This is a genomic window from Paraburkholderia sp. 2C (assembly GCF_054589215.1).
Map to the genome: position 1 here is coordinate 519,316 of NZ_BAAILL010000036.1, position 12,273 is coordinate 531,588.

At 63.8% G+C, this 12,273-nt stretch carries 15 protein-coding genes; 12 read left to right on the top strand and 3 right to left on the bottom strand.

Translation table 11 applies throughout. The annotated features are described in order from the left end of the window. Positions 1-222: 222 nt before the first annotated feature. Together ACYPXD_RS14980 and ACYPXD_RS14985 are read left to right on the top strand one after the other, a co-directional pair. Positions 223-753: an RNA polymerase sigma factor gene (locus tag ACYPXD_RS14980; protein WP_459712556.1), complete on the top strand. Its 531-nt coding sequence runs from the start codon at positions 223-225 to the stop codon at positions 751-753. A gap of 112 nt (positions 754-865) precedes the next feature. Further along, on the top strand, positions 866-1,339 hold the full coding sequence (locus ACYPXD_RS14985) for an Lrp/AsnC family transcriptional regulator (RefSeq protein ID WP_459712558.1): 474 nt from the start codon (positions 866-868) through the stop codon (positions 1,337-1,339). Between the two features lie 32 nt (positions 1,340-1,371). On the opposite strand, the gene ACYPXD_RS14990 is transcribed toward ACYPXD_RS14985, so the two are convergent. Then, positions 1,372-1,629: a hypothetical protein gene (locus tag ACYPXD_RS14990; protein WP_459712560.1), complete on the bottom strand. Its 258-nt coding sequence runs from the start codon at positions 1,627-1,629 to the stop codon at positions 1,372-1,374. Between ACYPXD_RS14990 and ACYPXD_RS14995 the strand changes: the two genes are divergently transcribed. Continuing rightward, positions 1,628-2,725: a saccharopine dehydrogenase family protein gene (locus ACYPXD_RS14995; protein ID WP_459712562.1), complete on the top strand. Its 1,098-nt coding sequence runs from the start codon at positions 1,628-1,630 to the stop codon at positions 2,723-2,725. The genes ACYPXD_RS14990 and ACYPXD_RS14995 overlap by 2 nt on opposite strands. Positions 2,726-2,838: 113 nt before the next feature. Here ACYPXD_RS14995 and ACYPXD_RS15000 read toward each other — a convergent pair whose 3' ends face one another. Together ACYPXD_RS15000 and cydX are read right to left on the bottom strand one after the other, a co-directional pair. After that, positions 2,839-3,426 (bottom strand): AAA family ATPase, encoded by a 588-nt coding sequence (locus ACYPXD_RS15000; RefSeq protein WP_459712564.1) that lies wholly within the window; start codon positions 3,424-3,426, stop codon positions 2,839-2,841. Positions 3,427-3,481: 55 nt separating this feature from the next. Further along, complete coding sequence (gene cydX / locus ACYPXD_RS15005) at positions 3,482-3,646, bottom strand: cytochrome bd-I oxidase subunit CydX (protein ID WP_459712566.1); 165 nt, start codon at positions 3,644-3,646, stop codon at positions 3,482-3,484. A 302-nt stretch (positions 3,647-3,948) separates the two neighbouring features. Here cydX and ACYPXD_RS15010 point away from each other — a divergent pair, with 302 nt between their 5' ends. The 9 genes from ACYPXD_RS15010 to ACYPXD_RS15050 all read left to right on the top strand — a co-directional run. Continuing rightward, on the top strand, positions 3,949-4,191 hold the full coding sequence (locus ACYPXD_RS15010) for a FitA-like ribbon-helix-helix domain-containing protein (protein WP_459712568.1): 243 nt from the start codon (positions 3,949-3,951) through the stop codon (positions 4,189-4,191). Next, a complete protein-coding gene (locus ACYPXD_RS15015; protein WP_459712570.1) occupies positions 4,160-4,597 on the top strand; it encodes a PIN domain-containing protein in 438 nt (145 codons plus the stop codon). The genes ACYPXD_RS15010 and ACYPXD_RS15015 overlap by 32 nt, the downstream gene beginning before the upstream one ends. 207 nt (positions 4,598-4,804) lie before the next feature. Beyond that, positions 4,805-5,257 (top strand): hypothetical protein, encoded by a 453-nt coding sequence (locus ACYPXD_RS15020; RefSeq protein ID WP_459712572.1) that lies wholly within the window; start codon positions 4,805-4,807, stop codon positions 5,255-5,257. A 60-nt stretch (positions 5,258-5,317) separates the two neighbouring features. After that, on the top strand, positions 5,318-6,295 hold the full coding sequence (gene corA, locus ACYPXD_RS15025; RefSeq protein ID WP_459712575.1) for a magnesium/cobalt transporter CorA: 978 nt from the start codon (positions 5,318-5,320) through the stop codon (positions 6,293-6,295). A gap of 229 nt (positions 6,296-6,524) precedes the next feature. After that, the gene (locus ACYPXD_RS15030; RefSeq protein ID WP_459712577.1) at positions 6,525-7,481 is read left to right on the top strand and encodes a substrate-binding domain-containing protein; all 957 of its coding nucleotides are present in this window, start codon (positions 6,525-6,527) and stop codon (positions 7,479-7,481) included. Between the two features lie 395 nt (positions 7,482-7,876). Next, positions 7,877-9,472: a sugar ABC transporter ATP-binding protein gene (locus ACYPXD_RS15035; RefSeq protein ID WP_459712579.1), complete on the top strand. Its 1,596-nt coding sequence runs from the start codon at positions 7,877-7,879 to the stop codon at positions 9,470-9,472. A gap of 20 nt (positions 9,473-9,492) precedes the next feature. Further along, on the top strand, positions 9,493-10,569 hold the full coding sequence (locus ACYPXD_RS15040) for an ABC transporter permease (protein WP_459713334.1): 1,077 nt from the start codon (positions 9,493-9,495) through the stop codon (positions 10,567-10,569). Positions 10,570-10,763: 194 nt separating this feature from the next. Beyond that, positions 10,764-11,798, top strand: coding sequence for a LacI family DNA-binding transcriptional regulator (locus tag ACYPXD_RS15045; protein ID WP_459712581.1), 1,035 nt, complete (start codon positions 10,764-10,766; stop codon positions 11,796-11,798). A gap of 240 nt (positions 11,799-12,038) precedes the next feature. Beyond that, a partial coding sequence (locus ACYPXD_RS15050) for a PfkB family carbohydrate kinase (protein ID WP_459712583.1) occupies positions 12,039-12,273 on the top strand: 235 nt, incomplete at its 3' end.

A 12,273-nucleotide genomic window follows, 5' to 3' on the forward strand; every position in this document is an offset into this window, starting at 1 on the left:
TGTGCCATTGCGTCGGACACCGATACTTCTTTACCGTGCGAATCGCTTTAATGACTGAGGGCGGCGGAATGCAGGTTTAATGTGAAAGTCCACCCATCGCCGGGGAAGTTTAATGAAAATGGGCCACGGACAGTCGTTTTGCCAATGCACATGACTCATGCCGGGCGCGGCTCTCGCGTCGCGCTGCAACTTACCTGAGCGCAACTCCACTGAGGAATCAAGTTGGCGACTACGACGGAACTGGCCGGATTGCTTCCGGACCTGCTGCCGAAGCTGTGGACGTTCGCATGGCGAATGACCGGCGATCGGCTCGATGCGGAAGAACTCACGCAGAAGACCTGCTTGCGCGCACGGCAGCGCGCCGGGCCGCTGCCGGATGGCATAAAGCCGCTGTACAGGCTCTACGCAATCGCCTACCGCGTCTGGGTCGACGAACTGCGCCCGCGGCGCCCGCGCAAGCGGATCGACGGCCTGCTGTCGCCGCAGCGCGAAGAGGACGGCGCGCAACGGCGACCCTTCGATTCCGCGGGTGACACCTTCAGTCGAATCGTGGCCGCCGTCGATCAGCTTCCGCATGCGCAGCGCATGGCGATGCTGCTCGTCGCGGTCGAAGCGCTCAGTTACGCGGAGGCCGCGCAGGTGCTCGGAGTGCCGGTCAATACGGTGGTGAGCCGCGTCGTGCGCGCGCGCGAGGCGATCGGCCGCCAATTCGCGGCGTTGCCGGAGCAATATCGCCAGGCGGCGACACGTTAGTCGCCCGCCAGCCGCTTCGGCTGCGGCGCGCGGGCAGGGCGAACGCGGGCATAATCAGCGAAGCCCGCTGCACCCTGATCAACCGACCGGACAACACGACAAGCCGCCTTCAATGAGACCACCGCGCCTCGATCAACTCGACGAACTCGACCGCAACCTCGTTGCGATGCTGCAGAACAATGCGCGCGAAAGCGTGGCGAATCTCGCGCGACAATTGGGCGTCGCGCGCACGACGGTGATCGCGCGCATCGCGCGGCTCGAAAAGACGAACGTCATTGCAGGCTACGGCGTGCGTCTGGGCCAGGACGTGCTCGACGCCAGCATTTACGCCTATGTGGGCATCATCATCGCGCCGAAGTACGGGCCCGACGTGCAAAAGCGCCTGTCGAAAATGCCCGAGGTCCAGTTGCTGTGCGCCGTGAGCGGCGAATTCGATTATGTGGCGTGGCTGCGGGCCGATTCGCCGGAGCGGCTCAACGAACTGCTCGATCAGATCGGCGGCCTCGCGGGCGTCGAACGCACGACCACGTCGATCATTCTGGCGCGCAAGATCGACCGCGGGTTGATCGGCGGCGCGCGCGGTTAATGCGGCTTTCGGGCGAGCGCCGCGCCGCCGGGTCATGCACCGCTTGCATCGTCGTCTGCCTCGCCATGTGCACCGTCGTTTACGCCGTTTTTACGGTTTTTCGTCTTAACGACTGTTTTATTCGTCGAAACGACGAAAATCATGGTCATTGCGCAGCATTCTGTGCGTTGGAACCGGCCGTCCTTCTCCTTAAACTTTTCGTAGGGCTTGCCCGCCGGGCGCCGCGCGAAAAGCAAGCCGCGTGGCGCGCGATTCCGCTCACGACACTCACAAAAAAAGGAGAAGCCCATGAAAGTTGCCATCGTTGGTGCAGGTCTGATCGGCCACACGATCGCTCACATGCTGCGCGAAACCGGCGACTACGACGTGGTCACGCTCGACCGCGATCAGCACGCCCTCGACACGCTCGCCGCCCAGGGCATTCCGACCCGCCGCGTCGATTGCGCCGATGCCGCCGCGCTGCGTGCCGCCGTGCAGGGCTTCGATGCGCTTATCAATGCATTGCCGTATTACCTCGCCGTCAATGTCGCGTCGGCGGCGAAGGGCGCGGGCGTGCATTACTTCGATCTGACCGAGGACGTGCGCGCTACCCACGCGATCCGGGCGATCGCCGACGAAGCGGAGCACGCGTTCATGCCGCAATGCGGGCTCGCGCCGGGCTTTATCGGCATTGCCGCTCACGAACTCGCGAACCGCTTCAGCGAAATCCGCGACGTGAAGATGCGCGTCGGCGCGCTGCCGGAGTTTCCGACCAACGCGTTGAAGTACAACCTGACGTGGAGCGTCGACGGCCTGATCAACGAATATTGTCAGCCATGCGAAGCGATTCGCGACAGCCGCACGCAGTGGGTACAGCCGCTCGAAGGGCTCGAGCATTTTTCGCTCGACGGTATCGAATACGAGGCGTTCAATACGTCGGGCGGTCTCGGCACGCTATGCGAAACGCTGTCGGGCCGCGTGGAGTCGCTCGACTACAAGTCGGTGCGCTACCCGGGCCATCGCGATCTGATGCAGTTTCTGCTCGAGGATCTGCGCCTGTCGACCGACCGCGATACGCTGAAGTCGATCATGCGCCGCGCGGTGCCGTCGACCGCGCAGGACGTCGTGCTCGTGTTTATCACGGTGACCGGCATGCGCGACGGTCAGCTCGTGCAGGAAGTCTTCACACGCAAGATCTTCGCGAAGACCGTGTGCGGTATGCCGATGAGCGCGATCCAGATCACCACCGCGGGCGCAATGTGCGCCGTGCTCGATCTGTTTCGCGAACAACGCCTGCCGCAACGCGGGTTCGTGCGGCAGGAGCAGGTGGCGCTGCGCGACTTTCTCGGTAATCGGTTCGGCCAGCTCTATGAGGGCCAGCCGCTCGATGCGATGGCGACGGTGTGAGCCGCTTGGGTTGTTGATGCCGCTGCTGCTGCTGCGAGGTGCGAGGTGCGAGGTGCGAGGTGCGAGGTGCGAGGTGCGAGGTGCGAGCGCCGCGTGCCGCGTGCCGCGCGCCGCTACGCGATGATTTGCCGCAGCAGCGTATCGTAATTGGCCGCGCCAGGTGCGCTGTTGTCGAACAGCAGCACGCCGTCGCGCTGCGCCTCGGTCAGGTCGGTCCACCCAAAGCGGCGCTGCCGATAGTGCTGCCAGTGCGCGAGCTTGTAGGCATCGGCGGGATCGCCGCGCGCCGCGATCCGTTCGCGCGCAACGTCATCGTTCGCCGTAATCCAGACGACGCGAATCGCGACGTCGTTTTCCACACCCAGCCATACGCGATCGAACAGCCGCCGCTCGCGCACCTCGCGCGATAGCGGCGCGACCGCGAGCGCGCTCACGCCGAGCGCGAGATTGTCGCGCGCGGTATCGATGAGGCCGCGGTACTCGGGATCGCGCAGATGCTGCAGGTAGAGCGGGCTGTCGCGGTCGTTCGGGTTGCCCGTGAGCGCCTGCATCGTCGCGGCGCCGGTGCGGCCGTATAGCGTGTCCTTATCGAGCAGGCAGAACGGGGCGCCGCATGCTTCGATCAACGGACGCAGCAGCCGTCGCGCGACCGTGGTTTTGCCCACGCCGGCGTGGCCGCAGAAAAACACGAGACGGGTCACGGCCGGCGGTTGCCGGAAAAATGCGCGCAAAAACGGGCGCGGCTCAACGTGCGGGTCATAGCGGCCTGTCCGCGGCAGGCGGCGGCTCGATCGCGTCGTCACCGGCAGCGGAGGTAGCGGAGTCGCGCGCGAAGCTGCCGTTCGCTTCGAGCCACATGACGTTGATGATGCCGAAACCCAACGCGACGCCGATACCGAGAATCCAGCTGAAATACCACATGGACGTCTCCCTTTTCGTCTGATTCCATTTGAGCACCCAGCGGGTTACACCCAGTCGGGCCGCTTATCCATATGCCATTTGGACGATCTTCGCAGTCCGTTTCAATTATGGCTTACTGATGCCTGCACACAACGCCTACGGCTTGCCTTGAAGGCGGCGTGCGCGCGGGTTGACCGCTCGACCGATCATTACCCGTAAGGGCTGCGCGACGCAAGCGTCGTGGCGTCGCTGGCCCCCTTTTTACTTTATGTTTGCATAAGGAGGTGATAGCATTGATAGCATGTCAAAGCCTGGAGATGTTCATGCCTACTCTGCTGGTTCGAGGTCTGGAAGAAGCGCTCGTGGAGCGCCTGCGCAAACGTGCCGCGGGGAATAACCGCAGTGTCGAAGCGGAGCATCGGGAAATCCTGGCGGAAGCGCTTCGCCATCCGAAAAAGCTCAGCTTTGCGCAGGTTCTGATGAACATGCCCGATGTCGGCAAGGATGCCGATTTCGAGCGGGTCAACAACGATAATGAAGGTGAGGGAAGCCGTGTATTTGATTGACACCAACGTAATAAGCGAAATTCGCAAGCAACGCGCCGCCGACGAAGGCGTGCGCGAATTCTTTAGTCATGCAGAAAAGGAGCAACTGGGGCTGTACCTGTCGGTCATTACGATCGGCGAATTGCGGCGCGGCGTCGACCTCATGCGACATCGCGGTGACGTGGAGCAGGCCACGAGGCTGGAAGAGTGGCTAAATACGCTCCTCGTGTCGTTTGCCAATCACATCCTGACGGTCGGCGACGATGTTGCGCAAACATGGGGCCGTCTGCGCGTGCCGCATGCAGAGCATTCGCTTGACAAGCTCATTGCCGCAACGGCGCTGATCTATAACCTGACGGTTGTCACCCGCAATACCGACGACTTTGCCGGAACCGGGGCGAGGGTGATCAATCCGTTTGGCGCGTAACGCGTATGCAGGGTCCGGGCGCGATGCAGCTGAGCGCCGACGCAGCAAAGAAAGAATGAGAAGACGACAGACAGAACAACGGCATAAAAGAGCCAACGGAGACGACTGATGTGGCTACCGGCGCTTCGGCTTCATCAAGGCGGCACAAATGCGCCCGGACGTGTGTTATGGGAATGTGTGTTACGGGAATGTGTGTTACGGGAACGTGTGTCACGAAAAGCGCGCGGCTCGATCAAAAGCGTGCTCGCCCGCGCATTGCTCGCAGCGGCCACGCTTTGCGTGGCCGCATGTGGCGCGACCCCCGCTGAACCTGTACCGTTCAAGACCGTATCCGCCGATCGCATCGTCAAGCCCGGCTATACAGAGCCCGCCAGCGGCAAGGCGGCGGTCGATATCCGGCGCGAGCGGACCGACGACGTTATCGTGCGTTTTCGCGACGCGCTCGTCTATGTCGACGGTGAGCGTGTCGCCGATCTGATGAATGGCGAGCACATCGTGTTTTACCTGACACCCGGCCTACACCGGCTTGCAGTCTCGACGCAGTTCGATCCGGTACGCGAGTTGCAATTCATCGTGACCGCCGATCCGCGTTATACGAACCGCGCGAGCATCACGTTCGACGCCGATCACCGCATCGTACTGACGCGCGTTGCGCAATAGCGGCCAGCGGCCCGACAATTCCACCTCTCTTTCGCATATTCGTTTTCAAGGTATCCGACCATGCTGATCAACTGCGCCGCTTACCAGGACGGCCGAAAACTCGCCGACATCGAAATCGACGACATCAGCGTCTATGTTGCGAAGCCCGAGTGCTTCGTCTGGGTTGCACTGAAAGATCCGGCTCCTGGCGAACTGGACGTGATGAAGAACGAGTTCGGACTGCATGAACTCGCGGTCGAAGATGTGCGCAACGGCCATCAGCGGCCGAAAATCGAGGAATACGGCGAATCGCTGTTCGCGGTGATGCACACACTCGAACTGGACGATGACGGCGAGATCCTGATCGGCGAGGTCGATGTGTTCGTCGGCAGCAACTATGTGCTCACGGTGCGCAATCGCACGCGGCATGGCTTTCAGGAGGTCCGGGCGCGTTGCGAGCGCGAGCCGCAACTGCTGAGGCAGGGCGCGGCCTTCGTGCTGTATGCGCTGGCGGACGCCGTCGTCGATCGCTACTTTCCGATTCTCGAGGCGCTCGGCACCGAGATCGAACAGATCGAAGACCGCATCTTCGACAGGCACAGCCTCGCCGCGTCGCGCGCGATCATTCAGGATCTTTACTCGTTGAAGCGCCGGCTCGTCACGCTCGAGCACCACATCGCACCGCTGCTCGAGGCGATCGGCAAGTTCACGGGCGGCCGCATTCCGGTCATCTGTTCGGGCATGCAGGCGTACTTTCGCGACGTCTACGACCATCTGGACAGGATCGTGCGAACCATCGAAGGACGCCGCGAGATGATTGTCACGGCGGTCCAGGTGAACCTCGGCATGATCTCGCTCGCGGAGAACGAGGTGACCAAGCGTCTCGGTTCATTCGCCGCACTGTTCGCGGTACCGACCATGATCGCGGGCATCTACGGCATGAACTTCGAAAAGATTCCGGAGTTGCACTACAAGTTCGGCTACCCGATCTGTATTGCCGTGATGCTCGCCATCGATGTGTTCCTGTGGTGGCGCTTCAAGAAGGCCAACTGGCTATAACAGAATCAAGTCAAGAAGGCGGAACGGGTGCGGCGGCATCGGTCCGGCCGAATCGGTACCTCCACTCGGCGTGTCCGCTCGGTGCATTCGTCGTCCGGCGCTGTGCGCCGCAACACCTGCGGTCGTTGACACGAGCTAGCGCATGCGCTGAGAATAGGCTCCGCAAACGTTTGCGGACCTCAATAAAGAAGGCTTTTTGTTTAAGCCTGCCAACAACCGGAGATAACGCATGAACCAACGCATCCGCCGCCGCATTCTTGCCGCCGGGCTCGCCTTGACCGCTGCCATCGCGCTGCCCGCCTTGCCGGCGCATGCGCAGGCCGCGAAAAAGCCCAAAGTGGCGCTGGTCATGAAGTCGCTCGCCAACGAGTTCTTCCTCACGATGGAAACCGGCGCGAAGGACTATCAGCAACACAATTCCGGCACCTTCGACCTGATCACGAACGGCATCAAGGACGAAACCGACACCGCGAACCAGATCCGTATCGTCGAGCAGATGATCGTCTCGAAGGTCGACGCCATCGTGCTCGCGCCGGCCGATTCGAAGGCGCTCGTGCCGGTCGTCAAGAAGGCGGTCGATGCCGGCATCATCGTCGTCAATATCGATAACCGGCTCGATCCCGAGGTGCTGAAGTCGAAAGACCTGAACGTGCCTTTTGTCGGCCCGGACAACCGCAAGGGCGCTCAGAAGGTCGGCGACTATCTCGCGCAGAAGCTCAAGTCGGGCGACGAGGTCGGCATTATCGAAGGCGTGTCCACCACCACCAACGCGCAGCAGCGCACCGCGGGCTTCAAGGACGCGATGCAGAAGGTCGGCGCGAAGGTCGTGTCGGTGCAATCGGGAGAGTGGGAAATTGATAAGGGCAACGCGGTTGCATCCGCTATGCTCAACGAGTACCCGAACCTGAAGGCGCTGCTGTGCGGCAACGACAATATGGCGATCGGCGCGGTCTCGGCGGTACGCGCCGCGGGCAAGCAGGGCAAGGTGTATGTGGTCGGCTATGACGACATCAATGCGATCAAGCCGATGCTGAAAGACGGCCGCGTGCTCGCGACCGCCGATCAGTACGCGGCGAAGCAGGCTGTGTTCGGCATCGATACCGCGTTGAAGGCGTTGAACGAGCACAAGAAGCAGTCGCAACTGTCCGGCGTGGTCGAAACACCCGTCGATCTCGTGACGAAGTAGGCGCACGCAGTAGGTGCACGCAGTAGGTGCATGCAGCAGGCGTAAGCAGCAGGCTGCATGACCGCGGCGTACGCCTCGGCACTAACCGGGCGGAAAATCGTAGTGCATGCGAGCGGCATGAAATACAACCGTGCTTTTTCGCTACGCGCGAATGTTTTTCCGTCAATTCAATAAATGCTAAAGAAATCCGCTGCGCGGCCGTTATCGAGTTAAGCGTCATGACGGCCAGCGCGGCGCAGCATATGCGTCCGGCGTGGTCCGCGTACCGTCCGTGTGCATCACACACGACTTCGGCGCGGCATGCCGACATGACATGCGTGGCTGTCCGGCGCCGTATCGTTCTCTGTACAACTGGCGAACGAGATCCGGCGCGGCAGCCCGAAACCTTGATCACAATGGATTCGACCGACAACGACGCATCGTCTGCCGTGCTGTCCGTAACCGGAATTGGCAAAACCTACGCCGAGCCGGTGTTATCCGATGTCGCGCTCACGCTGCGCGCGGGCGAGGTATTGGCGCTGACCGGCGAGAATGGCGCGGGCAAGAGCACGCTGTCGAAAATCATCGGCGGTCTCGTCACGCCCACCGCCGGTACGATGCGCCTCGGCGGCGCGCCCTATGCGCCGGCAAGCCGCACCGAAGCCGAAACGCTCGGCGTGCGCATGGTGATGCAGGAGCTGAACCTGCTGCCAACCTTATCGGTTGCCGAAAACCTGTTTCTGAACCGCCTGCCCAGGCGCGGCGGCCTGTCGTTCGGCTGGATCGACCGGCGGCGCCTGCGCGACGACGCGCGCGATGCGATGGCGCAGGTCGGACTCGATGCGATCGAGCCGGACACGCTCGTCGGCGAACTCGGCATCGGTCATCAGCAGATGGTCGAAATCGCGCGCAATCTGATCGGCGACTGCCGTGTGCTGATTCTCGACGAGCCGACCGCGATGCTGACGGCCCGCGAAGTCGACCTGCTGTTCGAGCAGATCGCCCGGTTGAAGGCGCGCGGCGTCGCGCTTGTCTATATCTCGCACCGGCTCGAGGAACTGGCGCGCGTCGCCGAACGCATCGCCGTATTGCGCGACGGCAAGCTCGTGCAGGTCGATGCAATGGCGAATCTGACGAGCGAGCAGATCGTCACGCTGATGGTCGGCCGCGAACTCGGCGAGCGCATCGATCTCGGCGAACGCCGGATCGGCGCGCCGCTTCTGAAGATCGACGGACTCGGTCGCGGCAAGGTGGTGCGCGATGTGTCGTTCGAGGTGCGCGCGGGCGAAATTTTCGGCGTGAGCGGGTTGATCGGTGCGGGCCGCACCGAGCTGATGCGCCTGATCTATGGCGCGGATCTGAAGGATCGCGGCACGGTGTCGCTGGCCGCGGCGCCGGGCGCGCCGCCCGTGCCGGTTCAGATCGCGTCGCCGGCCGATGCGGTGCGCCAGGGTATCGCGCTCATCACCGAAGACCGTAAAGGCGAAGGTTTGTTGCTGCCGCAACCGGTCGCGGCAAACATTTCGCTCGGCAATATCGGCCGCGTGGCGCGGCACGGCGTCATCGATACGGCGCGCGAAAATGCGCTTGCGAAAGAGCAGATCGACGCGATGCGCATCCGCACGTCGGGGCCGGGGCAGCCGGTCGGCGAGCTGTCCGGCGGGAATCAGCAGAAGGTCGTGATCGGCCGCTGGCTCGCGCGCGACTGCAGGGTGCTGCTTTTCGACGAGCCGACGCGCGGCATCGACGTCGGCGCGAAGTTCGACATTTACGCGCTGATGGGAGCGCTAGCACGCGAGGGCCGTGCACTCGTCGTCGTGTCGAGCGACCTGCGCGAGCTGATGCTGATCTGCGACCGGATCGGCGTGATGTCGGCAGGCCGGATGACAGGCGTTTTCGAGCGCGATGCGTGGTCGCAGGACGCGCTGCTCGCCGCCGCGTTCGCCGGTTACCGCAGCCGTGAAGCGATGCTCGCGACGCATGAAACGCATGCCGCAGGAGAGCTGTCATGATCGAACGGCCTCGCATCGCAATGAGCAAGGAGCCCGGCACCGGCGGCAGCGCCGGCAGCGGCACGTCGGCGGGCGGCGCGAGCGCAGGCGGTGCGGGCCGCGCCGCGAGCCCCGTGGCGCACGATCCCTCCGCGCCGCTCGCGACCGGCAAGCCGGCCGGCACGCGTCTCGGGTTCTCGAACTATCTCGGTCTGGCGGGCGCGCTGGTCGCGATGATCGCGCTGTTTTCGGTGCTGAGCTCGCATTTTCTGACCTACGACACGTTCATCACCATCGCGAATCAGATTCCCGATCTGGTCGTGATGTCGGTCGGCATGACCTTCGTGCTGATCATCGCGGGGATCGACCTGTCGGTCGGCTCGGTGCTCGCCCTTGGCGCGTCGGTCGTCAGTGTCGCGTCGCTGAAGTGGGGGCTCGGCCCGCTGCTCGCGGCCGCGTTCGGCCTGGCCGCCGCGGCGCTGACCGGCACGCTGACCGGCGCGGTGACGGTCGGCTGGCGCATTCCTTCTTTCATCGTGTCGCTGGGCGTACTCGAAGCCGCGCGCGGCCTCGCCTACCAGATGACGAACTCGCGCACGGCGTATATCGGCGACGCCTTCGACTTCCTGTCGAACCCGATCGCGCTCGGTATCTCGCCGGCGTTCCTGATCGCGGTCGCGGTGATGATCGTCGCGCAGCTCGTGCTGACGCGCACGGTGTTCGGGCGATATCTGGTCGGCATCGGCACCAACGAGGAGGCGGTGCGTCTCGCGGGCGTCAATCCGCGGCCGTACAAGGTGATCGTGTTTGCGTTGATGGGCGCGCTGTCGGGACTCGCGGCGCTGTTCCAGATTTCGCGGCTCGAGGCGGCGGACCCGAACGCGGGTGTCGGTCTCGAACTGCAGGTGATTGCCGCCGTCGTGATCGGCGGCACGAGTTTGATGGGTGGGCGCGGGTCTGTGATCAGCACGTTTTTTGGCGTGTTGATCATCTCGGTGCTGGCGGCGGGTCTTGCGCAGATTGGCGCAAACGAGCCGACCAAGCGCATCATTACGGGCGCGGTGATTGTCGTGGCAGTCGTGCTCGACACCTATCGCAGCCATCGCAAGCGGGGCTGAAGCGGGTGAGCGAAAACTTGCATCGAATGAAAGCCACGTGCGGCATGTACGATACGTGTGTTGCGTCGCACAGCGATTCGCGCAACCCGGTCCGGCGGTGGGCGCGCCGGATGGGGCGCCGCGCGGGCAACGAGTGGCGCGGCGCGACGATGCGCATCAATGAGCGGTGAAAACAGGCAGGGGAGCAACAGTTTATGGCGACGATCAAGGATGTAGCGGCAGCGGCCGGCGTGTCGTTCACGACGGTGTCGCATGTCGTGAACAACTCGCGGCCCGTTTCGGCGGATGTGCGCGCGAAGGTCGAGCGGGCGATTCTCCAGCTGAACTATGTGCCGTCGGCAGTCGCGCGGTCGCTGAAGGCGCGTTCGACCGCGACGATCGGCCTCGTGGTGCCGAACAGCACGAATCCGTATTTCGCGGAGCTCGCGCGCGGCATCGAGGACGGTTGCGCGCGCAACGGCTACTGCGTGTTTTTCTGCAACTCCGACGACGATCCGTCGAAGCAGCGCAGCTACTTGCGCGTGCTGCAGGAGAAGCGCATCGACGGCCTCATCGTCGCGTCCGCGGGCGACGACGCGGTGCTGGCGAAGACGCTCGCCGATTCGCGCGAACCGCTCGTGATCGTCGATCGCAACATCGAAGGCGTGAGCGCCGATCTCGTGCAGATTGACCACGAGAAGGGCGCGTATCTGGCCACGCGTCATTTGCTGCAGCTCGGCCACGTGAAGATCGGCTGCATCACGGGGCCGATCGAGACTGCGGTCAGCGCGATGCGCGTGCACGGTTTCATTCGCGCGATGTCCGAGCGCGGCATCGAGTTCGCGCCCGATGCGATCGTCGAAAGCGACTTTTCGGGAATGGGCGGTCATTGGGCCGCGAGCCGGCTGTTCGACACGATCCAGCCGTCGGCGATATTCGCGTGCAACGACATGATGGGCATCGGCGCGCTGCGCGCGGCGGCCGAGCGCGGCATCGACGTGCCGCGCGATTGCTCGATCATCGGCTTCGACGATATTGAACTTGGCAGCTTCACGTATCCGGCGCTGTCGACGGTCGGGCAATCGGTGCGGGCGCTCGGCGACATGGCCGCGCAAACGCTGATCGAACGGATTAGCGGCGGCGCATCGAGCGCGCCGCCGGGCCGGCGCCGCGTGATCGCGCCGCGCCTCGTGCTGCGCGAATCGACGGCGGCCTTTGCCGGCGCGCGGCGCGGTGGCGTGGCGGCTTAGGCGACCGCTCAGGCGACCGCTCAGGTAACCGCTCAGGTAACCGCTCAGGTGGCCACTGAGTTGGCCACTGAGTTGGCCGCTGAGCTGGCAACTTAAGTGGCCACTTAGACAAGTCACTCATCTGACAGACTCGCGCGCACCACTCCAGCCATGCGCTGACGTATCGGGCTGCGGTCGTGCGACGCGGCATCGGAGCGGGCGCCAAAGCGCTTACTCTGATCGATTCGCAGGAGACGAGCAGTGGCATCAAACCAGACAGGCGCGCGCGTGGCCGTAGTCGGCAGCCTCAATATGGACCTCGTCGCGCGTGCGCCGCGCATGCCGCAGCCAGGCGAAACGCTGGCCGGGCGCACGTTCGCCCAGGTGCCGGGCGGCAAGGGCGGCAATCAGGCGGTGGCGGCCGCGCGCCTCGGCGCGCAGGTGGCGATGGTGGGCTGCGTCGGCAACGACGCGAACGGCGCGCAGCTGCGCGCGG

Coding starts and splice junctions, on each gene's coding strand:
- ACYPXD_RS15045 (WP_459712581.1), top strand. CDS start 10,764: ATGGCGACGATCAAGGATGTAGCGGCAGCGGCCGGCGTGTCGTTCACG.
- corA (WP_459712575.1), top strand. CDS start 5,318: ATGCTGATCAACTGCGCCGCTTACCAGGACGGCCGAAAACTCGCCGAC.
- ACYPXD_RS15040 (WP_459713334.1), top strand. CDS start 9,493: ATGAGCAAGGAGCCCGGCACCGGCGGCAGCGCCGGCAGCGGCACGTCG.
- cydX (WP_459712566.1), bottom strand. CDS start 3,646: ATGTGGTATTTCAGCTGGATTCTCGGTATCGGCGTCGCGTTGGGTTTC.
- ACYPXD_RS15010 (WP_459712568.1), top strand. CDS start 3,949: ATGCCTACTCTGCTGGTTCGAGGTCTGGAAGAAGCGCTCGTGGAGCGC.
- ACYPXD_RS15030 (WP_459712577.1), top strand. CDS start 6,525: ATGAACCAACGCATCCGCCGCCGCATTCTTGCCGCCGGGCTCGCCTTG.
- ACYPXD_RS14985 (WP_459712558.1), top strand. CDS start 866: ATGAGACCACCGCGCCTCGATCAACTCGACGAACTCGACCGCAACCTC.
- ACYPXD_RS14995 (WP_459712562.1), top strand. CDS start 1,628: ATGAAAGTTGCCATCGTTGGTGCAGGTCTGATCGGCCACACGATCGCT.
- ACYPXD_RS15015 (WP_459712570.1), top strand. CDS start 4,160: ATGAAGGTGAGGGAAGCCGTGTATTTGATTGACACCAACGTAATAAGC.
- ACYPXD_RS14990 (WP_459712560.1), bottom strand. CDS start 1,629: ATGGGCTTCTCCTTTTTTTGTGAGTGTCGTGAGCGGAATCGCGCGCCA.
- ACYPXD_RS15035 (WP_459712579.1), top strand. CDS start 7,877: ATGGATTCGACCGACAACGACGCATCGTCTGCCGTGCTGTCCGTAACC.